The following is a 22,242-nucleotide window of genomic DNA, read 5'->3' as shown; positions in this document are numbered from 1 at the left end:
TTGAGGCGACCAACCACATGCTCCTGCTGATCCTCGGGCTGATCCTGTTCCTCGGCATGCATGCCGTCACGATCACGCGGGGCTTCCGCGCGCAATTGATCGGCCGGCTCGGCGAGGGCGGCTACAAGGGGCTCTATTCCCTCGTCTCCATCGTCGGCTTCGTCCTGCTGATCTATGGGTACGGGCTCCAACGCGCGGCCGGCTACACGGTCGTCTGGGAGCCGCCGGTCTGGACGCGGCATCTGGCGCTGCTGCTCAACCTTCCGATCTTCATCCTGCTCACTGTGGGCAAGCGGCCGGGCAAGATCCTCTCGATCGTCAAGCATCCCATGCTGCTCGCCGTGAAGATCTGGGCCACGGCCCATCTCATCGCGAATGGCGACCTCGGCAGCATGCTCCTGTTCGGCAGCTTTCTGGCCTGGGCCGTGATGGCGCGGATCTCGATCAAGCGCCGTCCCGAGGAAATTGCGCGCATGGCGACCATGGGCACGGTCGCATTCGGACGCAGTGATGCGATCGCGATCGTCGTCGGGCTTGCGGCCTATGTCGTCTTCGCGGTCTGGCTCCATCCCCTGCTGATCGGCGTGCCCGTCATCACACGCGCCTGAACGGCTGTATCAGGATCGGGCTCGACCCGCTCTCCCCTCACAGATGCGAGCCGGCCTCGTCGCGAAACACGTGGCAGCCCAGCCCGAGGCAGCCGATCAGGATCGAGATCGCATAGGGGCCGAGCAGGCAGAGCAGGAAGACGCCGGCGATGAAGCCGCGCATCAGCACGATCGACCATGATGTCTTCATCGGCCAGGCTCCCGTCCAACTCATGTAACCGAACGTAAAGCCGAAAAAATGAACTCAATTTGAATGATTATGGTAAACCTCTGTTTTCCATGATCTTTACCATGAATCGCCGGCTGGCGGCGCGCTGACAGCGCCGCGCGACTCAGGTAATTCTGCCTTCGCTCACTCCTGCGGAGGACGATCCCATGAAGACCCTGATCGCGGCGCTTGCGCTGACCTGCTTTTCCAGCCTCGCTTTTGCCCAGTCTCCAAGCTGCGCCGTCCAGGCCGGCGACAAGAAACTCGCCGGCGCGGCCAAGAACAGTTTCATGACGAAATGCGAGAAGGACGCCGGCGCGGCCTGCGACAAGCAGGCGGCCGACAAGAAGCTTAATGGCGCGGCCAAGACCAGCTTCACCAACAAATGCGTCAAGGACGCCACCGGCGCCTGAGCCGAACCTGCATGACCACATGAAAAAGGGCGGCTCCGCGGAGCCGCCCTGTTCTGTTGACTTGCCGTCAATGCCGGCCTTGTTCAGCCGCGACGGTCGCCGCGCTCCTCGCGCCAGCGACGCGGGCCGCGATCGTCGTCGTCCCGGTCACGCCCGCCGCGACGCTCCTCGAAGCGCTCGCGCATGCGGTGCATCATGCCGCGCCCCTCGGCCATCGCCTCGCGCACCGCGCGTCGCGCCACGGTCTTCTGCTCGTCGCTGAGCGTCGTCCAGAGCGGGCGAACCGCATCCGCCATCTCCTTGGTCCGGCCGGCGCGCTCGGCCTGACGGCCCGATGTCATGTCGAGCTTTTCCATGATGTCGGCATGGCGGAAGGTCTCGCGCTGCTCGCGCATCGCCGACCAGCCCTCGCGGCGCTTTTCGGCGTTCTTCTTGATGACGTTCTCGACGGCGTCGAACAGCGGCACCTGCTCGGGCTTGAGCTTCATGTCGGTGCGCAGCTTGGCGAGGCGCTCGGTCATGCGGGCCTGCATGCGCTCGGCGCGCTGCTCGCGTGCCTCGCCGCGCCGTGCGTCGCGTCCCTCGGTGCGCTCATGGGGCGGACGATCGCGGTCGGCACCGCCGGCGGGCGGAAGCGGCTGCGGCTGTGCGATCGCCAGCGTGGCGGCGACGGCGGCGGCCGACGAAGCGACGATCAGGGCAATGCGTTTCATAGTGTGTCTCCCAAAGGCTGAAATCGGATATCGGGTCGCTGTGCGGGTCTCGAAGCCGGTTCACGATGCTCGCAGAGTGGCCCGGGCGGCGTGACCCGGCGATGGCGCAAGCATGAAAAGATCGTAATGTGCGCCCCGCGCGCGAGCCAGCGCGATTATGTTTCCAACCGTGCCGGCCTTTGCGATGCGCAACCTGATCACCGATGTCCGTGGCGTCCTCGTCGGGCAGGCCCATGACGAGCATGCCGCGACCGGTGTCACCGTCGCGCTGTTCGAGCGCCCGACCATCGCCTCGGTCGCCGTGCTCGGCGGCGCTCCCGGCACCCGCGACATCAGCCTGCTCGAACCGGAGATGACGGTCCAGCATATCGACGCCATCGCGCTGTCGGGCGGTTCGGTCTGGGGGCTGGCCGCCGCCGACGGCGTGCTCTCGGTGCTGGCGGCGCAGGGGCGCGGCTTTCCGGTCGGGAGCCTGCGCGTCCCGATCGTGCCGCAGGCGATCCTGTTCGACCTGCTCAATGGCGGCCAAAAGCCCTGGGCGCGGGGCGACGCCGAGGCGCCCTATCGCCGTCTCGGCGGGCTCGCCGCCGGTCAGGCCGGCCTCGATTTCGCCCTGGGGACGGCGGGCGCGGGCTATGGCGCGACCACGCAGAACCTCAAGGGCGGAATCGGTTCGGCAAGCGCGCGCGCCGCCACCGGCCATGTCGTCGGCGCGCTCGTGGCGGTCAACGCCGTCGGCAGCGCCACCATCGGTGACGGCGCGCAGTTCTGGGCCGCTCCTTACGAGCAGGCCGGCGAGTTCGGCGGTCTCGGCTGGCCGGCGAAAATGACCCCTCGGGACACCGCCCTGCGCTTCAAGGGAGGAGCCGGCCAGAACACCACGATCGCGCTCGTCGCCACCGACGCGGTGCTGACCAAGGCGCAGGCCAAGCGGCTGGCGCTGGCAGCCCATGACGGGCTTGCCCGCGCATTGCGGCCGGTCCATGCGGCGCTCGATGGCGATGTGGTTTTCGCAGCCGCGACCGGCCATGCCGGCGCGCCGTCGGATGCCTATGCGCTGACCGAAATCTGCGCCACGGCGGCCGACGTGCTCGCGCGCGCCATCGCGCGCGGCGTCCATGCCGCGACCGCCCTGCCCTTCGCCGATGCCCGGCCGGCCTGGCGCGACGTTTTCGGCGGCTGACCTTCCGGGATGTCCATGCTAAAGCGCGGCCATGTCGCTCGATGATTTCCTCGCCCGCTTCGGCGCCGCCGGCCAACGCCAGCCCGACCCCGTCGCCGCCGCGCAATCGGGAATGCGCAACGCCCTGCCCCGGCGCTTCTACGAGACGGCGGCCGTGCTGGAACGCGACGGGCTGTTCCATGTCGCGCTGGACGGCCGCACCGCGCGCACGCCGGCGCGCAACCCGCTCGCCGTCACCTCACAGCCAATCGCAGAGGCGCTGGCGGCCGAATGGCAGGCGCAGGCCGAGAAGATCGACCCCTCGCGGATGCCGCTGTCGCGGCTGGTCAACTCGGCGCTCGACGGCGTCGCCGACCAGCACGAGGCCGTGCGCGCCGAGATCGTCCGCTATGCCGGCAGCGACGCGCTCTGCTACCGCGCCGCCGAGCCCGACACGCTGGTCACCAGCCAGAGCGAGATCTGGGACCCGATCCTGCGCGAGACCGAAAGCGCGCTCGGCGCTCGCTTCGTGCTGGCGCAGGGCGTGATGTTCGCGCAGCAGCCCGCCGCGACGCTGGAAGCGGTCGCCCGTCGCGTCGCCGATATCCCCGCCCCGCTCGCGCTCGCCGGCGCGCATAATGTCATGACCCTGACCGGCTCGACCGTGCTGATGCTGGCGTTGGCCGATGGCCGCCTGAGCCCGGACGAAATCTGGGCCGCGGCCCATCTCGACGAGGACTACCAGATCGCGATCTGGGGCCAGGACGAGGACGCAGCCGAGCGTCGCGCCATACGCCGCATCGAGTTCGACGCGGCGGCGCTATTGCTCAGGCAAGGCTAGAGGTTCGGGCGATGGCGACGATGGGACCGGCAGCCGCCTCGCCCGACGCCTATGTCGTGGCGCTGGGCGGCTGGCAGCCGCCCCTCGTCGAGCAGTTGCGCCGCGACGTGCTCGCCACCTCTGCGCTGGACGAGCGCATCAAATGGACACATCTGGTTTATTTCGCCAATGGCCCTGTCCTTGCTGATCCGGGCAGTAGCGCAGCGCGTGCTCTTCGGATTCTGGCGCGGCAGGCGTCTACAGCAGATCGAGTCGCGGCTGAAGCCCGGCGGCAAGTACGAGATAGCGACGCTCGAACCGCGCAAGGGCGACGCCGTGCACACCGAGACCGTTACGGCACTCGTCACAGCGGCCATCCGCCTCAATGCCGAGCTTAGCGATCCGACGAAGCTCGGCTAGCCCTGCTCACGAGCGCTCGGCGATCCATTCGGCCGTCTTCTCCCGCAGTTCGGCGGGGATATCGTCTTTCAGGGTCACCGCCAGATCCGCGAGACTGACGCCGCCGAGCGTGTCGCGCCAGGCGCGATCCGCCTGCCACATCACCCGCGCGATCGCACAGGGCTTGGCGTCGCAGAGGCCGGCGGGCCGGCAGGGATTGTTGCGGCGGATTTCGGTGCAGGCGAAAGTTCGCGCCTTGCCCTCCACCGCTTCGACGATGTCGAGGAAGCTGATCTCCGCGGCCGGCCGCGCCAGGCGGTACCCACCCGACGGTCCCAGCGTGCTCTCGACCAGCCCCGCCTGCGAAAGCCCCTGCAGGGCCTTCGACAGGTATTCCTTTGGGACGCCATGGAGCTCCGCCAGCGCCTTCGTCGCCAGGTAGCGGCCGGCGGGCAGCCCCCCCAGGATCGCGCTGCAATGCAACGCCCACTCGACCTGGTTCTTGAGCTGCATCAGCTAAGGCCTGCCTTGGTCAGTCCGTAGGCAGCGTCCTGCGAGCCCGGAACCGCCCGGAAGGCCACGCTCGCCCGGTTCCAACCGTTGATGGCCATGACCGCGAAGGTCAAGTCGGAGATCTCCTTCTCGTCAAACTCCTCGCGAACGCGCAGATAGACCTCATCCGGCACGCCCTTGTCGGCGAGCTTCGTCAACGCCTCGGTCCATTCCAGCGCTGCGCGCTCGCGCTTGCTGAACAGCGGCGATTCCCACCACACCGCGACATGGTGCAGGCGCAGTTCGCGTTCGCCGGCGATCTTCGCTTCCTTCGCATGCATGTCCACGCAGAAGGCGCAGCCATTGAGCTGCGAGGCGCGGATGTTCACGAGGTCGCGCAGGCCGGGCTCGATCGCGCTCTTCTTCAGCGCCATCGAGAACTCCGCATACTTCTTGAAGAGGTCGGCCGAGAGCCGGCCGTATTCGACACGCTGTGTCATGACGCTTCTCCATTCTTCGGTGCTCGGGCCAGCCTCCATCAGCCGCCCACAATTACGGATATTAAATATCCTTAAGGATGTCAAATATCCTTATTAAAGTCACCCATCCCCCTCCCGACGTTCGAGCAATGGACAGCGCGCGGCGCGCCCCTTAATCCGGAAGTGGCAAAGACAGTTCGTCGGCTCCGGGGCGTTTTCCATGAAAGACATTCTCGAACAGCTCGAAGACCGTCGCGAGGGTGCGCGGGTCGGTGGCGGCGAGCGCCGCGTCGAGGCACAGCACAAGCGCGGCAAGCTGACCGCGCGCGAACGCATCGAACTCCTGCTCGACCGCGACTCCTTCGAGGAGTTCGACATGTTCGTGCAGCATCGCTGCGTCGATTTCGGCATGGACAAGGCCGAGAAGATCCCCGGCGACGGCGTCGTCACCGGCTGGGGCACGGTCAATGGCCGCACCGTCTTCGTCTTCTCCAAGGATTTCACGGTGTTCGGCGGCTCGCTCTCCGAGACGCATGCGCAGAAGATCACCAAGATCCAGGACATGGCGCTGAAGATGCGCGCGCCCGTCGTCGGCCTGTTCGACGCCGGCGGCGCCCGCATCCAGGAGGGCGTTGCGGCGCTCGGAGGCTATGGCGAGGTCTTCAAGCGCAACGTGCAGGCATCCGGCGTGATCCCGCAGATTTCGGTGATCATGGGCCCCTGCGCCGGCGGCGACGTTTATTCGCCGGCGATGACCGACTTCATCTTCATGGTCCGCGACACCTCCTACATGTTCGTCACCGGCCCCGAGGTGGTGAAGACCGTCACCAACGAGACAGTGACCTCGGAGGAACTCGGCGGGGCGAAGGTCCACACGAGCAAATCCTCGGTCGCCGACGGCTCCTTCGAGAACGATGTCGAGGCGCTGCTGCAGGTGCGCCGGCTGATCGACTTCCTGCCCGCCAACAACACCGTCGGCGTGCCGGAATGGCCGAGCTTCGACGTGCCCGACCGGGTCGACATGAGCCTCGACACGCTGGTTCCCGACAACCCCAACAAGCCCTACGACATCAAGGAACTGATCCTCAAAATCCTCGACGAGGGCGATTTCTTCGAGATCCAGCAGGCCTATGCCGGCAACATCGTTACCGGCTTCGGCCGCATCGAGGGCCGCACCGTCGGCGTCGTCGCCAACCAGCCGATGGTGCTGGCTGGCGTCCTCGACTCCGACGCCTCCCGCAAGGCCGCGCGCTTCGTGCGCTATTGCGACGCCTTCGAGATTCCGATCATCACTTTGGTCGACGTTCCCGGCTTCCTGCCCGGCACGGCGCAGGAATATGGCGGGCTGATCAAGCACGGCGCAAAGCTGCTCTATGCCTACAGCGAATGCACCGTGCCGCTCGTCACCGTGATCACCCGCAAGGCCTTCGGCGGCGCCTATGATGTGATGGCGTCCAAGCATATCGGCGCCGATGTGAACTACGCCTGGCCGACAGCGCAGATCGCGGTGATGGGCGCCAAGGGCGCCGTCGAGATCATCTTCCGGGGCGGCGACGCCGAGACCATCGCGCGCCAGACCAAGGAATACGAGGACCGCTTCATGTCGCCCTTCGTCGCGGCCGAGCGCGGCTATGTCGACGAAGTCATCATGCCGCACGGAACACGCCGTCGAATCGCCCGGGCGCTGGCGATGCTGCGGACCAAGAGCGTCGAGCGGCCCTGGCGCAAGCACGACAACATTCCGCTTTAGCCTGCGGACAGCACGGATCGCGCAATCGTCGGCATGACAGTTGTGCCGCAATCCTCTAAGCCGGCGCGCGACACCTGCCTGCGCCGAGCCCGATGCTTTTCAACTCCTTCGCCTTTCTCCTCGCCTTTCTGCCGCTCGCGCTCGGGCTTCACTGGCTTGCCGAGCGTTACGCGCCACATTGGCGGTTGCCGCTACTGCTGGCGCTCTCGTTCGCGTTCTACGGCTATTGGGACTGGCGCTTCGTGCCGCTGCTGGCGCTGTCGATCGGGCTCAACTGGCTGATTGCCGACGCTTTCGAGAAGACCAGAGCCGGCGGCCTGATCACGCTCGCCATCATCGGCAACCTCGCCGTGCTGGCGCTATTCAAATACTTCAACTTCTTCGCCGATCTTGCTGGGATGATTCCCGGATTGCCTGCCCCCAGGCTCGATCTGGCGCTGCCACTGGGCATCTCCTTCTTCACCTTCCACCATGTCATGTACCTGACCGACCTGCGGCGCGGACAGGCGCCGCGCTACGATCTGGTGCGCTACGGGCTCTACATCGCCTTCTTCCCGCAGGTTCTGGCCGGGCCGCTGGTGCGCTGGCGCGAGATCATGCACCAGTTCGAGGAGCGGCCTTATCAGCGCCCCGACGCGGTCGAGCGCGTCGGGCGCGGGCTGATGCTGCTGACGCTGGGGCTGGCCAAGAAGGTGCTGCTCGGCGACCCCCTGTCGGACTACGCCAATCCGGTGTTTGCGGCGGCTGCCGCAGGCAAGGTCGTCAGCGTGGTCGAGGCTTGGCAGGGCACGCTCGCCTTCACCTTCCAGATCTATTTCGACTTCTCCGGCTACACCGATATGGCGCTCGGCCTGGCGCTGCTCTTCGGCATCGTGCTGCCGCAGAATTTCGAGGCGCCCTATCGCTCTGTGAGCATCCAGGAGTTCTGGCGGCGCTGGCACATGACGCTGTCGCGCTTCCTGCGCGACTATCTCTACATCGCGCTCGGCGGCTCGCGCCACGGCCTGCCGACGCAGCTCTGGGCCTTGTTCGCCACCATGGCGCTGGGCGGGCTCTGGCATGGCGCCGGCCTGACCTTCGTCGCTTGGGGCGTCGCCCATGGCCTGGCCCTGATCGTGGCCCTGCTCTGGCGGCGCGCCGGGCTGCCGATGCCGGCTGCGCTCGGCTGGCTGCTGACTTTCGTCTTCGTGATGCTGTGCTGGGTTCTGTTTCGGGCCGCGAATTTCGAGGCGGCGTTGACGCTCTACAAGGGCCTGTTCGGGCTGGCTCCGGTCGGCTCAAGCGTCAAATGGCGCGCCTTCCTGCCGGCGGCGGCCTGCGCCTTCATCGGCCCGACCGCCTGGGCGCTGGTCCATCGCCTGCCACCGGCGCGCTGGCTCGCGGTGCTCGCCGCGGTGCTGTTCGTGATCGTCCTGCTCAAGATCGGCGACGAAGCCAACTATGAATTCATCTACTTCCAGTTTTGAGGTGAAGGCGCTCGGCGCGGCCTCGGACTGGTCGCGATTCGCGCGGGCCTTTTTCGCGACCGCGCTGCTGCTGACGGCGGGCCTCGTCGCGCTGGCCTTCCTGATCGACCCCTATGACACCGGCCGCTCGCCATTGGCGCTCAAACCCGGCGTCCGCCAGCAGGGACCGCGCATGGCGTCGGCGAGCCGGGGGCGCGACCCGGCCTTCGCGGGCGCGATCGTCGGCAATTCCCATATCCAGCTGATCTCGCCGGAGGAACTTGCTGCGCGTTCGGGCATCGCCTTCGTCTCGCTGACGACGCCGGGCACCGGCCCGCGCGAGGCGCTGGCCATGATCGACTGGTTTCTGCGCCAGAAGCGCCCGGCGACGACGGCGATCATCGTCGGCATCGACGAACAATGGTGCACGCCCGATCCGGCGCTGCCGAATGCGCGCCCCTTCCCGTTCTGGCTGCTCGGCCGCAGCCGGATCGACTACATTCTCGGGCTGATCCGTTTCGACGTCGTGCAGGAACTGCCGCAGCGCCTCGCCTATCTTCTCGGCCGGGACGGCGAACGCGCCCGTGCCGACGGCTACTGGAACTACGAGACGAACTTCGCCTCGGGCCCGGAGGCGGAAAGCGCGCGCCGCGCCCTGTTGCAGAACAGGCTCCAGATCGGCGGTGGCAATCTCTCAGGGCCGTTCCCGGCAGCGCTTGCGCTCGAGGAACTGATGAGGATGGCCCCACCCGAGACGAGCCTCATCCTGCTGCGGCCACCGGCCTATGTCACCAGCCTTGCCGTCCCGGGCAGCGCCGATGCGGCAGCCGATTTTGCCTGCCGCGCGGCCTTCGCCGATCTCGCCGCGCGCCGGCCCCGGTCGGCCCTGATCGACTGGCGTGTCGACCGGCCCGAGACCCGCGATCCGAATCGATTCTTCGACCACACGCATTACCGCCGCAGCCTTGCCGGGCCCGTCGAGGCCGACATCGCCGAGGCTCTCGCGGGAATACGCTGAAAAGCAACATGAAAGACGCGTTCGACGCTTCGTTTACCGGTCGAGGCAATGTGTTCACGCAAGCGGTTGAAGATGCCCGCAACCCCGATTGTTCCCACGGATGTCCCTCGCTATAAGGACGCCAAATCGGCGGGCCTCCCACGGCAGAGTCGGTGGGCGCGACGGTCAGACCAACCCAGAGAGTGCGCCTATGTCGAAGCAAATCATTCTCGAAGCGGACTACAAACCCACCGACGGCGAGCCGTTCATGAACGAGCGCCAGCGCGAGTATTTTCGCGGCAAGCTGATGGCCTGGAAGAACGAGATCCTGAAGGAGGCGAAGGAGACCCTCGTCACCCTGCAGAGCGAAAGCGAAAACCACCCCGATATCGCCGACCGCGCCTCGTCGGAAACCGACCGCGCCATCGAGCTGCGCGCCCGCGACCGCCAGCGCAAGCTGATCGCCAAGATCGAATCCGCCATCGCCCGCATCGACGAGGGCTCCTACGGCTATTGCGAGGACACCGGCGAGCCGATCTCGCTGAAGCGGCTCGAAGCCCGCCCGATCGCGACGCTGTCGCTGGAGGCGCAGGAGCGCCACGAGCGCAACGAGCGCGTGTTCCGGGACGACTGAGCGCCTGGGGAAGGCGCATGCCAGGGAATGACGAAACCCCGCGCGGGAGGCGCGGGGTTTCTTTTTGGCCGCCAGCCGGTTGGCTTGGGGAGCGTGGCAGGCGGCCGGGAGCAAGCATGATCCCGAAAAGTGGACGCCGGTTTTCGGCGCGGATCATGCTTCGAGAAGAGGCGGCTCGGGAGAGACCGCCCGCCGAACGGCGCGGAGGAATGCGGGGAGCGTTCCGCGTCGTTCGGGATTGGCATCGAAGTCCGTCCGGCAATTCGCTCTGGTGAGGTGGCTGGAGCGGTTTTCGAGAACCGGAGCGCAGCGGACCTTTGTCCGTGAGCACCGGAAGCGCAGAAAATCGCTTCAGACGCCCACCAGAGTAGAATTGCCGGACGGACGGCTCAGAAGGGGAGAAGGATGTCCATCACCTGCTGGCCATAGCGCGGCTGCTGGACATCGGTGATCTGGCCGCGTCCGCCATAGGCGATCCGGGCCTGGGCGATCTTGCTCGAATCGATCGTGTTGTCGGATTCGATGTCTTCGGGCCGGATCACCCCGGCGACGATGAGCTCGCGGACCTCGAAATTGACCCGGATTTCCTGCTTGCCCTCGATCACGAGGTTTCCGTTGGGCAGCGTCTGCGTCACCACGGCTGCGACGTTCGTCGCCAGCTGCTCGGCGCGGCGCACCGAACCGGTGCCCTCGCTCGAACTGTCTGAATCGAGTTTGAGCAGCGAGCCCGCCTTGGCGCCGTTGGGCAGGAACTTGTCGACCTTGTTCTCGAAGCCGAAGAGGTTCTCCGCCCCGGCATCCTCGCCATTCTTGCGGCTGCGCTTGGTCGTGTTGTCGAGCTGGGCCCGGTCGGTGACCTTGACCTTGACGGTCACGAGGTCACCCACGAGACGGGCGCGCTGGTCCTTGAAGAAGGCGCGCGAGCCGGTTCGCCAGAGCGAGTTCGGCGCGAACGAGGCATGCTCCATCGCTGGCATCGGCATCTGCACCGGCTTGTAGCCTTTGGCTGCGGTCGGATCCTCGATCGCCGACAGTGCCGGGGCCTGGCCGACATTGGCGAGCCGGTCGGCCGCGCCGCAGGCGCTGAGCGCCACGCCGAGCGTCAGCAGGCCGGAGAGTTTGATGAGGGGACGCATTGTCATGATCGCTATGTCCGCGTTGTCGTGTGTGATCAGGGCGCGCTGGCGACGCGGCCGGCGGCGGAGACCTTGACGGAGACCCGGCCTGGGCCGCTGACCGTGCCCTGCAGCACGCGCTTCGATTGGGGGTTGGTGACGTTGACGACATCGCCCATCGCGCCGGCCTCGCCGGCCTTGCCGCGCATCGAGATCAGCAAACCGGGGCTCTCGTAGACGATGGTGACGAGATCGCCCTTGGCGACGATCTCCTCGCGCTGCACGTCGCCGGCCCGCAACGGCATGCCGACGCTGAGCGAGCGGCGTGCGACCTTGTCGATCGCGGCGCGCGCATCCGAGAGCAATTCGGAAACCTGCCCGTCGCGCGGCCGGCGCTCGACCGTGACATCGGCCTTGCTCAGCGTCTCGCCGCGCGAGATCGCGCGATTGGGCACGACGACCTCGACGGTGTCGACAAGCTGCCCGGAGACACGGACTGGCTTGAGCCGCATCGCGGCGCTGCCTGGCACCATGAAGCGCGCCTGCACCCGGCGCGTACGGGCGTCGTAGCCGAGATCGAACACCGCCACCTCGCCGGTCAGCTCCGGTTCGATCGCGATCGCCGGCGCGCCGCCGTCGATCGCGAGCGCCAAGGCACGGGCATCGACGCCGAAGCGCTCCTGCAGGCCGGTCTTGACCGCCGCTTCCAGGTCAGACGCCATCAGGCGGCGGGCATTCCGCGTCACGATCACCTGCGCAAAGCCATGGGGCTCGAGATCGCCGGCCTCACGCACGATTCCGGCGGCGCGAGCCGCGTCCAGAATCCGGTTGACCTGGATCGTCCCGGTTTCGCCCAGCGCCGGCGCCCGGAAGGCCTGCGTCGCCGCCGCCTCCGCCGAAAGCCCCGAAACCAGATCGCCGAAGGTGACGAGGTCGCTCGTCAGGGTGACCTCTGAGCGCATATAGGGCTTGCGGACCGGCTGCGGCGCGGGCGCCGGCGGCTGCACCGCGGTCAAGACCGGCACCGGCCCGCCGCGAACCACGGGATGAGGCTGGGCGGCGAAGGCGGCCCCGGCCAAGCCTGCCCCGGCGATGGCGAAGCTTGCCAGAAGCGTGAACGAACGGATCATGAGACGCTCTCCCCACTAACCGCGGAACATCTGCGTCGTCGCCGACATCATCTGGTCGGCGGCGGTGATGACCTTGGAATTCATCTCGTAGGCGCGCTGCGCCGCGATCAGCGATGAGAGTTCGGTGACCGCCTGGACGTTGCCTTCCTCGAGATAGTTCTGCTGCAGCGTGCCGAAGCCCTCGCCACCGCCAAAGCCGTCGATCGCCTGGCCCGAGGCCGCCGTCTCGACGAACAGGTTGTCGCCGATCGATTCCAGGCCGACCTTGTTGACGAAGCGCGAGAGCTGGATCTGTCCCAGCGACTGCGGCGCGGTCTGGCCGGGAACCTGCACCTCGACGGTGCCCTGGGCGTTGATGCTGACGCTGGTCGCGTTGTTGGGGATCGTGATGCCCGGCTGCACCTGGTAGCCGTCGCGCGTGACGAGCTGCCCCTGCGAATCGAGATCGAAGGAGCCGTCACGGGAATAACCGGTGCGCCCGTCGGGCATCGTGATCTTGAAGAAGCCCTCGCCGCGGATGGCGAGGTCGTACTGCTTTTCCGTCGGCGTGATGTTGCCCTGCGTCATGACGCGGCCGGTCGAGACCGTCTTGACGCCCGAGCCGACGAAGGTGCCGGCAGGCACCTGCGTGTTCTGGTCCGAGGTGGCCGAGCCCGCGCGCCGGAAGTTCTCGTAGAGAAGATCCTGGAAATGCACGCGCTGGCGCTTGTAGCCGGTGGTGCGCACGTTGGCGATGTTGTTGGAGATCACCTGGACGTTGAGTTCCTGGGCGATCATGCCGGTGGCGGCGGTCTGAAGGGCGCGCATGGGTCTGGCTCCTTATCCGCAATCAGGCCTGCTGGTCGGCAAGGCGCGTGATCGCCCGGCTGCGCAGCTCGTCGGATTTCGTCATGATGTTGGCGATGCCTTGATAGGAACGCTGGACCTCCATCAGGCGGGTCATCTCGATCACCGCCTTGACGTTCGACCCTTCGATCGCGCCGACCTCGACGCGCGCCGTCGGCCCCGCCGGCTGCGCCGGCGCGGTCGAGGCGAACAGGTTGTTGCCGTCGCTGCTCAGGGCGCGCGGATTGTCGAAGCGGACCTGCCGCAGCTTGCCCTTGACGCCCTGGTCGCTGGAGACCGTGCCGTCGGAGGCGATCTTGGCGTCGGATTCGCTGGAGCCGAAGCGGATCGGCCCGCCCTCGCCCAGAACCGGAAGGCCGGTCTGGGTGACGAGTTCACCCTGCTGGTTGATGTTGAGAGAGCCGGCCCGCGTATAGCGCTCGCCATTGGGGCCCTGGACCACGAGATAGTTGTCGCCGCGCAGCGCCACGTCGAGCGGATTGCCGGTGCGCTCGAGCGAGCCTTGGCTCAAATCGATCGGCGTGCCCTTGTCGATGACATAGGAAAGCTGGCGATCGCGCACCGGGAAGCCCTCGGCGCTGGCGATCGGCATGATGAATTCGTTGAAGCGCGCCGAGCGCGCCTTGAAACCGTTGGTTCCGACATTCGCCATGTTGTTGGCGATGACATCCAGCTCGCGCGCCAAGGCCATCTGGCGCGACAGGCCGACGAGAAGCGCGTTCTCCACGGCGTGGTCTCCCGAATTGTCCCGCGATCGCTTCGACGCTCCCCAGCGCAGTGATCGCAGACCGACAGCCGCAAGCGCTGTGCCAACATGGTTAACTTCACTCAAGATATTGATTTACAATGGTTATATGCGATTTTGACTGTGCGCTTCAGCCCGGCAGAACCCGTCCATCCGGCAGAAACGACCCGGCAGGAATTGCCGCCCTTAACGACGCGTTAACCGTGATTGATCAGGGTGTTTGCCAGGGGCCGCGCATTCATGCCGCCTGCCCCTGTCCGAGGCGGTGTTGCGATGTCGAAAAAGCCCCAGAAGACCGAGGAAGCGGGCACTGACGGCGAAGCCGCGCCGGCCGCCGGCGGCGGCGGCAAGAAAAAGCTCATCATGATCGTGGGCGGCGTCGTCGCCCTGGCGGCTGCCGGCGGCGGCGGCTGGTTCTTCTTCCTGAAGAAGCCCTCGGCCGAGCAGATGGCGGCGATGGAATTGGCCAAGGCGGCCAAGAAGCCCGCCTCCTTCGTCGAGATGAAAGACATGATGATCGGAATCTCGGCAGGCAGCTCGCAGGAGCGCCAGCCGATCATGAAGATCAAGGTCGTGCTCGAAATCGCCGACGCGAAGGTTTCCGAGGAGATCAAGCCGCTGCTGCCCCGCGTCGAGGACGCCTTCCAGGTCTTCATGCGCGAGCTCAGGCCAGCCGATCTCGAAGGCTCTGCCGGCATGTACCGGCTGAAGGAAGAGCTGCTGCGCCGCGTCAACGTCACGGTCTACCCGGCCAAGATCGACGCCGTGCTGTTCAAGGAACTGCTGGTCCAGTGAGCCTTCCGGCCGCGAAACCGATCAATACAGACAAGATGACGACACACGCATGAGCAACGACGACCTCGACCTGACCTCGGGCAAGCCCAAGGACGAGCCGCTGACCCCGGAAGGGATGGCGGCCGAATGGGCCACCATGCCCGACACGATCGAGGATGAAGGCGAACAGGAAGGCGGTACCGACCGCCTGATGTCGCAGGACGAAATCGACACGATGCTCGGTTTCTCCACCGGCGACGACAAGGACGCCCGCAGCGGCATCCAGGCGATCGTCGATTCCGGCTCGGTGGCCTATGAACGCCTGCCGATGCTCGAAATCATCTTCGAGCGCATGGTCAGGCTGCTCTCGACCAGCCTGCGCAACTTCTTCACCGACAACGTCGAAGTCTCGCTCGAAAGCATCCGCTCGGTCCGTTTCGGCGACTACATCAACTCGATCTCGCTACCCTCGATGCTCTCGGTCTTCAAATGCGAGGAGTGGGACAATTTCGGCCTGATCACGATCGACTCCTCGCTGATCTATTCGGTTCTGGACACGATGTTCGGCGGCAAGCGCGGCCAGCCGGCGCCGCGCGTCGATGGCCGCCCCTTCACCTCGATCGAGATCACCATCCTCAAGCGCGTCATCGCGCTGATCCTGGCCGATGCCGAGGCCGCCTTCCGTCCGCTCTCGCCGGTGAGCTTCACGGTCGACCGGATCGAATCCAATCCGCGCTTCGTCTCGATCTCGCGGCCCGCCAATGCCGCCATCCGCGTCGAACTGCGCTTCGACATGGAGGGGCGCGGCGGCTGCCTGCACCTGCTCCTGCCCTACGCCACCATCGAGCCGATCCGTGAGTTGCTGCTCGAAAGCTTCATGGGTGAGAAGCTCGGCCGCGATTCGATCTGGGAGAACCATCTCGCGACCGAAGTCTGGCAGGCCGATGTCGATGTGACCTGCGTCCTGCACGAGACCCAGATGCCGCTCAAGCGCGTCATGAAGCTCGCGATCGGCGACACGCTGATGTTCGACGCGAGGCCCGATTCGGTGGTGTCCCTGCGCTGCGGCGACTTCATTGTCAGCGAGGGCCGGATCGGGCGCGTCGACGGCAAGATCGCCGTCCAGGTCGTCAGCCCGCTGCGCCGTTCCAAGACGACCATCGCGGCCTTCGACACCGCCACCAGCCATCTCGGCACCCCGTCCTGACCCTCGCAAGATTGCCTGAAAGCCCATGACGATCACCCTCATCGCCGATGCCCTCGTCGCCAGCCTTCTCGTCGCGACGATCATCACCTGCTACGTGCTGGCCAAGCGGATCGAGCGGCTCAAGGCCGATGAAGGCGCGATGCGCCAGACCATCGGCGCGCTGATCTCGGCGACCGACACCGCCGAGCGCGCCATCTCCGGCCTCAAGCTGACGCTGGGCGATTGCGACCGCACACTGGCCGAACGCCTGCGCACCGCCGAACGCTATGCGGCCGATCTCGCGGCCCAGATCGACGCCGGCCAGACCGTGATGGACCGCATCGGACAGATCGTCAGCGCCGCCACCATGATCGCGCCCAAGCCGGTCGAGGCCCCGCCGCCGGAGCTGAGCCAGGCCTCGCGCATGAGCAGCGCGGCCGACGCCGCCGCCGCGATCCGGGCGCGCGCCGCACGACGCCTGGAGGGCCAGGCTGCGTGATCGAGAAGCCCCGCCTGCTTCCAGCAGTCATCCTCGGCGCCATGGGTCTCCTGGCGCTGAAGCTGCTTGCCTGGACGGCGGAGCCTTATCCCGGGCACATACCAGCGAGCGGCCCGGCCTTCTCGTCGGCGAAGGGTCCCGAAGGCTGGAAATTCGCCCAGACGGTCGCAAAGGCGCATGCGCCCGACACCCTTTTTCCCGCGGGCTCCAATCTGCGCGACCCCGAGACGACGGGCTCGGTGCCGGCGCCCGATCCGAATAAGGAAAAAGAGAAGGCCGAGGCCGAAGCCAAGGCCGACGCCGCGCGCGCCGCCAATCCCAACAACAAGGCCGGCATCGTCAACGGCACGAGCAAGCCGCAATCCCCCGCCGAACGCGCCATCCTCGAACGACTCGGCGAGCGGCGCGAGGAGATCGAGACGCGCATCCGCGAACTGGAGATGCGCGAGCGCCTGCTCGACACCGCCGAGAAGAAGCTCGACGGCCGCGTCGGCGATCTCAAGGTGCTCGAGGACAAGGTCGATGGTCCCAAGGGCAAGCCGGCCGCCGAAGAGGCCAAGGCGCTCAAGAACCTCGTGATCATGTACGAGGCGATGAAGCCCAAGGACGCCGCCCGCGTCTTCGACCGCCTCAACCTCGACGTGCTCGTGCCCGTCGTGCAGCAGATGAACCCGCGCAAGATGTCCGACGTGCTGGCGGCGATGTCGCCCGACCGTGCCGAGAAGCTGACGGTGGCGCTGTCGAGCAGCGGGCGCAGCCCCGGCGTCGACCGTCTCGCCGCCGAGCCCATACCGCTGGGCGGCAACGAATTGCAGGCCATCGCCCCCGCCCCGCGGCGCTGATCGCAAAGCTTCTGCTTGTGTCAGATGTAGCTTATGAGCTACAAATCTTAGCTGTCATCTCCGCCTAACAGGCAAACTCCCGTTGATCACGGTTCGCCAGACCCTTGCATTTCGCGGCTGGCTGAAAGCCTTGAAGGATAGGGCAGCGGCCAAGCGTATTGTTCAGCGCCTCGCGAGGCTCGAAATTAGGAATTTTGGTGACGTAAAATTTTTCGATGGCATCGGCGAACTGCGGATCGACGTTGGCCCCGGCTATCGGGTCTATTTCGCAAAGGAGGGAAACACCGTCGTCATTCTGCTCTGCGGTGGAGACAAGAGCACGCAGCAGAAAGATATCCGGATGGCGAAGACAATGGCCATGGAGGGCCGCGATGGTACTGAAAACGATCCCCTTTGACGCCGCCGAGTTTCTTGAAACCGAGAACGACCGCGCCGAATTCATCGCCGACGCTCTTGCCGAGGGCGATCCTTCCTACATCGCTCACGCGCTCGGGATCGTCGCAAGGGCGCAAGGCATGACGCAGGTCGCCAAGGACGCCGGAGTATCCCGCGAAGCGCTGTATCGCGCGCTGTCGCCCGAGGGCGATCCACGTCTCTCCACTTTTTTTGGTGTGCTCAGATCGCTTGGTCTGAAGCTGACGGTCGCCAATGCCGGGCCAACTTCACCCTAGAGCGGGCGGCTTGCGTCCCTGGACCTGGTCCATTTTCGTCTTGCATGGCGGCCGGCGACTAAAGACTGCACGCGAACCATCGGCGGTCGGCAAGACCTCGACTGTTCTTAGCCTAAGTATCTGATTTCAAACAGGTGGAAACGCGGGAGCGTTAACCGCGCATTATCCTTGACGCGCTAGCGTGACCGACGGGCAGGCCGTGCGAGCATCGCGGCGCGCGCCTGTTCGTGTCGCGTTGCGTGAGTTCCCCGGTTTGCGTGTTCCGCGTTCCATCGCCGTCGGTATCGGATTGGCAGCGCTCGCCATCGGCGCGGGCCTGAGCGGGCCGGCGCTTGCCGCCAGTGCGACGCTGCGCGGGCAGGCCATGCCGCCGGGTTTCGGCCGTCTGGCGCTGTCCTTCACTGAAACGACGCCGACGCGCATACGCCTGGCCAACGGCGTCCTCGTCGTCGCCTTCGCCGGCCCGGTCACGATCGATGTCGGCAAGATCGCCAAGGAACTGCCGGACTACATCTCCGTCGCCCGCGTCGACCCCGACGGGCGCGGCATGCGCTTTGCGCTCTCAAAACCCTATCGCGCCAATCTGATCGAGGCCGGCGACAAGGCTTTCATCGACCTGCTGCCCGAAAGCTGGACCGGGCTGCTGCCGGGCCCGCCGCCCGAGGTCATCGCGGAGTTGGCCGAGCGCCTGCGCAACGCCGAGGCCCGCGCAAAGGAGGTGGCGCGCCAGCCGCAGGTCACGCGCAAGACGCTCGGCCTGCGCAGCGCAAAACTGCCGACGCTGGAGCGCCTGATCTTCCAGACGCCCGCCGAAACCACGCTGACGCCGCAGCTGACGGACGGCGCGCTCGCTTTGACCTTCGATCAGCCGATGACGGTCGATGCCGGCGCGATCCGTCGCGCCCTGCCCGAAGGCGTGACGCTGGTCTCGCAGGAGACGACCGAAAACAGGACGCAGCTGACGCTTGCCATTCCCAAGGACTGGCAATTACGGCACTTCAAAGACGATGAAGGGCTGATGCTCGATCTGCTGCGCCCGGCCAAGCCCGGTGGCGTCACCCTGGCGAGCCTGCAGGACAGCGCGGCCCCGGGCGGCAAGCCCGCCCCCGCCCCTGCCCCTGCTACCGCGCCTGCGGCGTCCAAACCCGCCATGCCGGACGACAAGCCTGCTGTCGCGGCCCAGACCCCGCCGGTCCCTGCCGCGGCACAGGCCAAGCCGGTCGTCGATCCGGCGCCGCAGCCGGTGAAGATCGAAGCCTCAAGCAGCGCGCAGGGCGGTCGCATCGACTTTCGCTTTCCGCGACTGACCGGAGCGGCGGCCTTCGTCGATGCCGGCATCGTCACGCTCGTTTTCGATACGCGCGACACCATCAACCCGGCCGATCTCAAGGGCGTCCTGCCGCAACTGGTGGAGGATGCCGTCGTAACGCGCGAGGGCAAGGTCACGCTGGTGCGCCTGCGCCTGGCAAGCCAACAGCTGGTCCGACTCGCCGATGACGGCCCGGTCTGGGGCCTGTCGTTTGGCGACCAGCCGGCCAGGCCCGCCGATCCGATCGCGCCGCGCCGCGCCGTCGACGAGCGCGGCCAGACGATCCTCACCGTGCCGCTGCCGGGCATGACCGGCATCCACTGGCTCGAACCCGGCCCATCCGGCGCACCGATCGCGGTCGCGACCGCGATCGGCCCGGTCCGCTCGCTGGTCAAACCCTACCAGTTCGTCGAGTTCGCCCTGCTGCCGACCGCCCATGGGCTTGCGGTGTCGCCACGCTCGGACGATCTCGTGGTGCGGGCGGGGACCGAGCAGGCACGGATCGGTCGCCTGGGCGGGCTCACCGTGACGCTCGACGCTGCGCCCGAACCCGGCGGCGAACCGGCCAAGGAAGCGACGGCCCTGCCGCCGCTGCTCGATGCCGAGCTGTGGACGAAATTGCGCATGGGCTCGGTCCGCGATGGCGCGCGCGCCTTGCAGCGCGAGGCCGGCGAAGCCTCGCGCAGCCGCAAATCGGAAGCCCGGCTCGCGCTGGCGCGCTTTTATGCCGCCAACGGCATGATGCCGGAGGCCATCGGGCCGCTCTCCGTGATGATGCTCGACGACGCCGCCATGCGCAGCCATCGCGAGGCGCTCTTTCTCAAGGGGCTGGTTGCGACGCGGATGCATCGCAATCAGGAGGCCATCGCCGCATTCGACGCCGGGCCGATCAAGGAGGATGCGGAAGCCGGGCTCTGGCGTGCTCTGGCCGAGCAGCGGCTCGGCCGCAATGCGCAGGCGCTGGTCGGCTTTCGCCGCGCCGAGGCGCTGCTCGACCGCTATCCGCCCGAACTCCAGGCAGAGCTCCGGCCCGCCATGGTCCGGGCCGCGCTGGCGATGCAGGATCTGACGGTCGCCGAACGCGAGATCGGCAAGCTCGCCGAACGGCCGTCGGACCTGATGGACCCCGAAGAGCTGGCACTGCTGCGGGCGATGCTGGACGACGCCAATGGCCGGCCCGAAGCCGCGCTGAACGGCTACAAGCCGCTGTTTGAATCGCACAACCGGCCGGTTTCGGCCGAGGCGCAACTGCGCGCCGTCAGGCTCGTCGAGACCGAGAAGCGCACCGACATCTCGCCCGACGAGGCCATGGCCCGGCTCGAGACCGTCTCGATCATCTGGCGCGGCGGCGATCTGGAAATCGAGGCGCTGGCGGAACTCGGCCGGCTCTACACCGACAGGCAGCGCTGGCGCGACGCCTTCATGGTCGCGCGCCGCGCCAACGAGGTCTTCCCCGACCATCCGCTGACGCGACGCATTCACGACGAAACCGCGCAGCGCTTCGCGGAGCTGTTCAGCGGCCAGGGCGCCGAAGCGCTGCCGCGCATCGAGGCGCTGGCGCTGTTCTATGATTTCAAGGAGTTCCTGCCGATCGGCCGGCGCGGCGACGAGATCACCCGCCTGCTCGCCGACCGGCTGGTCGAGCTCGACCTGCTCGACCAGGCAAGCGAGATCCTGCGCTACCAGATGGAGAAACGCCTGACCGGCGCCGCCCGCTCGACCGTCGCGGCGCGACTGGCCATGATCGCCCTGATGAACGGCAAGCCCGCCGATGCGCTTCGCGCGCTCAGCACGACACGGCTGGTCGAGCTGCCCGGCGACGTCAAGCGGGCCCGCCTGTTGCTCGAAGCCAAGGCGCTGTCGGACCTCTCGCGCACCGACCAGGCGCTGGAACTGCTGGAAGCCGAGCGCGGCTCCGAAATCGACCGCCTGCGCGCCGACATCTTCTGGACCGGCAAGCGCTGGCGCGAGGCCGGCGAGGCCCATGAACGCATGCTCGGCGAAAGCTGGCGCGGCCAGGCGGCGCTGGGCGAAGGCGAGCGCGCCGACGTGATGCGCGCCGCGATCTCCTATGTGATGTCGAACGAGGCACTCTCGCTCGACCGGCTGCGGAGCAAATTCTCCGCCAAGATGGCCGAGAGCAGCGATGCGCGCACCTTCGCCTTCGTCACCGGCGCGAGCCGCGCCAAGGCCGCCGACATCCGCGAGATGGCCCGCACTGCGGCAGGCGCGGACACGCTCTCGGACTTCATGAAAGCCTATCGCGAGCGCTACCCGAACTACTCGACCGCCGTGCGCCAGAGGCCGAAGCCGGAGGCGGCGCCCGCCGAAGGCGAAGCGGCGACGCCGCCGCCGGCAAGCCCGCAGGGCGCGGCCCAGCCCTCACCGCAGGGCGCGGCGTCGCCCGCGCCGGCCGCGCCGGGCCGGGGTTAAGGCAGCACCGCCGGCTTCGACCAGCCCCTCGGGCGAACAGCATCGGCCGCGACGACCGTGGCGCACTTCATCCCCTGCCGCCTTTCGGCGTCGGGGATAATTTTCGCAAGAAGCACCGCCGCTCTTTCCTTCTTCCCTCCGGGGGAGAAGGTGGGCCGGCGAAGCCGGGTCGGATGAGGGAGGACCGGGTGAGTGGAATCGAGGCGACCAACTCGCGTCGGCGCGGCCCTCATCCGTCAGCGCTCCGCGCTGCCACCTTCTCCCCCGAGGGGAGAAGGAAGAACGCGCGTCCCGCCGAACGTGCGGACGGATACCGGCACGGCGTCGTCTTGGACCGGTTCGAAGATGGCGAGAACGCGGCCGCGATGCCTACGAAGACGGGGTCTGGGATGAGTTGCCGGTACGGGACCGCTACGAGTCGAAAGCAGACGTTAAGAAGCTGAAGTCACAGTTGAAAAAATGAAGCAGCGGACCTTTGAGATCACGCGCCGAGCTTTGGGTTGGTCATCTCTGATCGCTTTAGTCTCGTCGTTTACAGCATGTTCGAACTTCGGTGGTCGGGGGACGCCCTC

24 protein-coding genes are annotated in these 22,242 nt (G+C 66.9%); 16 read left to right on the top strand and 8 right to left on the bottom strand.

The window, feature by feature from the left end; all coding sequences use genetic code 11:
* The first annotated feature begins 17 nt into the window (after window positions 1-17).
* The gene (locus AC1DZY_RS17330; protein ID WP_476821382.1) at window positions 18-608 is read left to right on the top strand and encodes an NnrU family protein; all 591 of its coding nucleotides are present in this window, start codon (window positions 18-20) and stop codon (window positions 606-608) included.
* A 37-nt stretch (window positions 609-645) separates the two neighbouring features.
* Here AC1DZY_RS17330 and AC1DZY_RS17325 read toward each other — a convergent pair whose 3' ends face one another.
* On the bottom strand, window positions 646-798 hold the full coding sequence (locus tag AC1DZY_RS17325) for a hypothetical protein (protein WP_476821381.1): 153 nt from the start codon (window positions 796-798) through the stop codon (window positions 646-648).
* 185 nt (window positions 799-983) lie between these two features.
* On the opposite strand from AC1DZY_RS17325, the gene AC1DZY_RS17320 reads away from it, so the two are divergent.
* Window positions 984-1,229, top strand: a complete 246-nt coding sequence (locus AC1DZY_RS17320) for a hypothetical protein (protein WP_476821380.1) — start codon at window positions 984-986, stop codon at window positions 1,227-1,229.
* Window positions 1,230-1,312: 83 nt separating this feature from the next.
* On the opposite strand, the gene AC1DZY_RS17315 is transcribed toward AC1DZY_RS17320, so the two are convergent.
* Window positions 1,313-1,942, bottom strand: coding sequence for a Spy/CpxP family protein refolding chaperone (locus AC1DZY_RS17315; protein ID WP_476821379.1), 630 nt, complete (start codon window positions 1,940-1,942; stop codon window positions 1,313-1,315).
* Window positions 1,943-2,126: 184 nt separating this feature from the next.
* Between AC1DZY_RS17315 and AC1DZY_RS17310 the strand changes: the two genes are divergently transcribed.
* The 3 genes from AC1DZY_RS17310 to AC1DZY_RS17300 all read left to right on the top strand — a co-directional run bounded on the left by AC1DZY_RS17310 (window position 2,127) and on the right by AC1DZY_RS17300 (window position 4,344).
* On the top strand, window positions 2,127-3,125 hold the full coding sequence (locus AC1DZY_RS17310) for a P1 family peptidase (protein ID WP_476821526.1): 999 nt from the start codon (window positions 2,127-2,129) through the stop codon (window positions 3,123-3,125).
* Window positions 3,126-3,156: 31 nt separating this feature from the next.
* Window positions 3,157-3,945: an ATP12 family chaperone protein gene (locus AC1DZY_RS17305; RefSeq protein WP_476821378.1), complete on the top strand. Its 789-nt coding sequence runs from the start codon at window positions 3,157-3,159 to the stop codon at window positions 3,943-3,945.
* 168 nt (window positions 3,946-4,113) lie between these two features.
* Window positions 4,114-4,344 (top strand): hypothetical protein, encoded by a 231-nt coding sequence (locus AC1DZY_RS17300; RefSeq protein WP_476821377.1) that lies wholly within the window; start codon window positions 4,114-4,116, stop codon window positions 4,342-4,344.
* 6 nt (window positions 4,345-4,350) lie between these two features.
* On the opposite strand, the gene AC1DZY_RS17295 is transcribed toward AC1DZY_RS17300, so the two are convergent.
* A complete protein-coding gene (locus AC1DZY_RS17295) occupies window positions 4,351-4,836 on the bottom strand; it encodes an RrF2 family transcriptional regulator (RefSeq protein WP_476821376.1) in 486 nt (161 codons plus the stop codon).
* The gene (locus AC1DZY_RS17290) at window positions 4,836-5,315 is read right to left on the bottom strand and encodes a carboxymuconolactone decarboxylase family protein (protein WP_476821375.1); all 480 of its coding nucleotides are present in this window, start codon (window positions 5,313-5,315) and stop codon (window positions 4,836-4,838) included. The genes AC1DZY_RS17295 and AC1DZY_RS17290 overlap by 1 nt, the downstream gene beginning before the upstream one ends.
* Before the next feature lie 199 nt (window positions 5,316-5,514).
* Here AC1DZY_RS17290 and AC1DZY_RS17285 point away from each other — a divergent pair, with 199 nt between their 5' ends.
* The 4 genes from AC1DZY_RS17285 to dksA all read left to right on the top strand — a co-directional run bounded on the left by AC1DZY_RS17285 (window position 5,515) and on the right by dksA (window position 10,120).
* Window positions 5,515-7,044 (top strand): acyl-CoA carboxylase subunit beta, encoded by a 1,530-nt coding sequence (locus tag AC1DZY_RS17285; RefSeq protein ID WP_476821374.1) that lies wholly within the window; start codon window positions 5,515-5,517, stop codon window positions 7,042-7,044.
* Window positions 7,045-7,136: 92 nt separating this feature from the next.
* On the top strand, window positions 7,137-8,510 hold the full coding sequence (locus AC1DZY_RS17280) for an MBOAT family O-acyltransferase (protein ID WP_476821373.1): 1,374 nt from the start codon (window positions 7,137-7,139) through the stop codon (window positions 8,508-8,510).
* Complete coding sequence (locus AC1DZY_RS17275) at window positions 8,485-9,507, top strand: hypothetical protein (protein WP_476821372.1); 1,023 nt, start codon at window positions 8,485-8,487, stop codon at window positions 9,505-9,507. The genes AC1DZY_RS17280 and AC1DZY_RS17275 overlap by 26 nt, the downstream gene beginning before the upstream one ends.
* A 190-nt stretch (window positions 9,508-9,697) precedes the next feature.
* Window positions 9,698-10,120, top strand: a complete 423-nt coding sequence (gene dksA, locus AC1DZY_RS17270; protein WP_476821371.1) for an RNA polymerase-binding protein DksA — start codon at window positions 9,698-9,700, stop codon at window positions 10,118-10,120.
* A 389-nt stretch (window positions 10,121-10,509) separates the two neighbouring features.
* Here the strand turns inward: dksA and flgH are convergent, their stop codons facing one another.
* From flgH to flgF, 4 genes are read right to left on the bottom strand one after another with little or no spacing between them, the layout of a single operon-like run.
* Window positions 10,510-11,262, bottom strand: coding sequence for a flagellar basal body L-ring protein FlgH (gene flgH / locus AC1DZY_RS17265; protein ID WP_476821370.1), 753 nt, complete (start codon window positions 11,260-11,262; stop codon window positions 10,510-10,512).
* A 29-nt stretch (window positions 11,263-11,291) separates the two neighbouring features.
* Window positions 11,292-12,365, bottom strand: coding sequence for a flagellar basal body P-ring formation chaperone FlgA (flgA, locus tag AC1DZY_RS17260; protein WP_476821369.1), 1,074 nt, complete (start codon window positions 12,363-12,365; stop codon window positions 11,292-11,294).
* A gap of 15 nt (window positions 12,366-12,380) precedes the next feature.
* Window positions 12,381-13,172 carry a flagellar basal-body rod protein FlgG gene (gene flgG / locus AC1DZY_RS17255; protein ID WP_476821368.1) on the bottom strand — a complete coding sequence of 264 codons (792 nt, stop codon included), beginning with the start codon at window positions 13,170-13,172 and terminating at the stop codon, window positions 12,381-12,383.
* A gap of 22 nt (window positions 13,173-13,194) precedes the next feature.
* Entirely contained in the window at window positions 13,195-13,938 is a 744-nt protein-coding gene (gene flgF / locus AC1DZY_RS17250; protein WP_476821367.1) for a flagellar basal-body rod protein FlgF, read from the bottom strand.
* Between the two features lie 291 nt (window positions 13,939-14,229).
* On the opposite strand from flgF, the gene fliL reads away from it, so the two are divergent.
* The 7 genes from fliL to AC1DZY_RS17215 all read left to right on the top strand — a co-directional run bounded on the left by fliL (window position 14,230) and on the right by AC1DZY_RS17215 (window position 21,670).
* Entirely contained in the window at window positions 14,230-14,751 is a 522-nt protein-coding gene (gene fliL / locus AC1DZY_RS17245) for a flagellar basal body-associated protein FliL (protein ID WP_476821366.1), read from the top strand.
* Between the two features lie 49 nt (window positions 14,752-14,800).
* Entirely contained in the window at window positions 14,801-15,937 is a 1,137-nt protein-coding gene (fliM, locus tag AC1DZY_RS17240; RefSeq protein WP_476821365.1) for a flagellar motor switch protein FliM, read from the top strand.
* A gap of 25 nt (window positions 15,938-15,962) precedes the next feature.
* On the top strand, window positions 15,963-16,415 hold the full coding sequence (locus AC1DZY_RS17235) for a DUF6468 domain-containing protein (protein ID WP_476821364.1): 453 nt from the start codon (window positions 15,963-15,965) through the stop codon (window positions 16,413-16,415).
* Window positions 16,412-17,257: a MotE family protein gene (locus AC1DZY_RS17230; protein ID WP_476821363.1), complete on the top strand. Its 846-nt coding sequence runs from the start codon at window positions 16,412-16,414 to the stop codon at window positions 17,255-17,257. Before AC1DZY_RS17235 ends, AC1DZY_RS17230 begins: the two co-directional genes overlap by 4 nt.
* Window positions 17,258-17,339: 82 nt before the next feature.
* Complete coding sequence (locus AC1DZY_RS17225; RefSeq protein ID WP_476821362.1) at window positions 17,340-17,654, top strand: type II toxin-antitoxin system RelE/ParE family toxin; 315 nt, start codon at window positions 17,340-17,342, stop codon at window positions 17,652-17,654.
* Window positions 17,629-17,928: an addiction module antidote protein gene (locus AC1DZY_RS17220; protein ID WP_476821361.1), complete on the top strand. Its 300-nt coding sequence runs from the start codon at window positions 17,629-17,631 to the stop codon at window positions 17,926-17,928. The genes AC1DZY_RS17225 and AC1DZY_RS17220 overlap by 26 nt, the downstream gene beginning before the upstream one ends.
* A gap of 253 nt (window positions 17,929-18,181) precedes the next feature.
* Window positions 18,182-21,670, top strand: a complete 3,489-nt coding sequence (locus AC1DZY_RS17215; protein ID WP_476821360.1) for a tetratricopeptide repeat protein — start codon at window positions 18,182-18,184, stop codon at window positions 21,668-21,670.
* The last annotated feature ends 572 nt before the right edge of the window (window positions 21,671-22,242 follow it).

It is taken from the genome of Allobosea sp. P2_A10, from assembly GCF_056405115.1.
Note: the sequence above shows the minus strand (reverse complement) of the source record. Positions and strands in the feature narration are given on the sequence as shown.

Excerpts from the sequence above, each read along its gene's own strand:
- AC1DZY_RS17330 (WP_476821382.1), top strand. The coding sequence starts at position 18 with ATGCTCCTGCTGATCCTCGGGCTGATCCTGTTCCTCGGCATGCATGCC.
- AC1DZY_RS17325 (WP_476821381.1), bottom strand. The coding sequence starts at position 798 with ATGAAGACATCATGGTCGATCGTGCTGATGCGCGGCTTCATCGCCGGC.
- AC1DZY_RS17320 (WP_476821380.1), top strand. The coding sequence starts at position 984 with ATGAAGACCCTGATCGCGGCGCTTGCGCTGACCTGCTTTTCCAGCCTC.
- AC1DZY_RS17315 (WP_476821379.1), bottom strand. The coding sequence starts at position 1,942 with ATGAAACGCATTGCCCTGATCGTCGCTTCGTCGGCCGCCGCCGTCGCC.
- AC1DZY_RS17310 (WP_476821526.1), top strand. The coding sequence starts at position 2,127 with ATGCGCAACCTGATCACCGATGTCCGTGGCGTCCTCGTCGGGCAGGCC.
- AC1DZY_RS17305 (WP_476821378.1), top strand. The coding sequence starts at position 3,157 with ATGTCGCTCGATGATTTCCTCGCCCGCTTCGGCGCCGCCGGCCAACGC.
- AC1DZY_RS17300 (WP_476821377.1), top strand. The coding sequence starts at position 4,114 with ATGGCCCTGTCCTTGCTGATCCGGGCAGTAGCGCAGCGCGTGCTCTTC.
- AC1DZY_RS17295 (WP_476821376.1), bottom strand. The coding sequence starts at position 4,836 with ATGCAGCTCAAGAACCAGGTCGAGTGGGCGTTGCATTGCAGCGCGATC.
- AC1DZY_RS17290 (WP_476821375.1), bottom strand. The coding sequence starts at position 5,315 with ATGACACAGCGTGTCGAATACGGCCGGCTCTCGGCCGACCTCTTCAAG.
- AC1DZY_RS17285 (WP_476821374.1), top strand. The coding sequence starts at position 5,515 with ATGAAAGACATTCTCGAACAGCTCGAAGACCGTCGCGAGGGTGCGCGG.
- AC1DZY_RS17280 (WP_476821373.1), top strand. The coding sequence starts at position 7,137 with ATGCTTTTCAACTCCTTCGCCTTTCTCCTCGCCTTTCTGCCGCTCGCG.
- AC1DZY_RS17275 (WP_476821372.1), top strand. The coding sequence starts at position 8,485 with ATGAATTCATCTACTTCCAGTTTTGAGGTGAAGGCGCTCGGCGCGGCC.
- dksA (WP_476821371.1), top strand. The coding sequence starts at position 9,698 with ATGTCGAAGCAAATCATTCTCGAAGCGGACTACAAACCCACCGACGGC.
- flgH (WP_476821370.1), bottom strand. The coding sequence starts at position 11,262 with ATGACAATGCGTCCCCTCATCAAACTCTCCGGCCTGCTGACGCTCGGC.
- flgA (WP_476821369.1), bottom strand. The coding sequence starts at position 12,365 with ATGATCCGTTCGTTCACGCTTCTGGCAAGCTTCGCCATCGCCGGGGCA.
- flgG (WP_476821368.1), bottom strand. The coding sequence starts at position 13,172 with ATGCGCGCCCTTCAGACCGCCGCCACCGGCATGATCGCCCAGGAACTC.
- fliL (WP_476821366.1), top strand. The coding sequence starts at position 14,230 with ATGTCGAAAAAGCCCCAGAAGACCGAGGAAGCGGGCACTGACGGCGAA.
- fliM (WP_476821365.1), top strand. The coding sequence starts at position 14,801 with ATGAGCAACGACGACCTCGACCTGACCTCGGGCAAGCCCAAGGACGAG.
- AC1DZY_RS17235 (WP_476821364.1), top strand. The coding sequence starts at position 15,963 with ATGACGATCACCCTCATCGCCGATGCCCTCGTCGCCAGCCTTCTCGTC.
- AC1DZY_RS17220 (WP_476821361.1), top strand. The coding sequence starts at position 17,629 with ATGGTACTGAAAACGATCCCCTTTGACGCCGCCGAGTTTCTTGAAACC.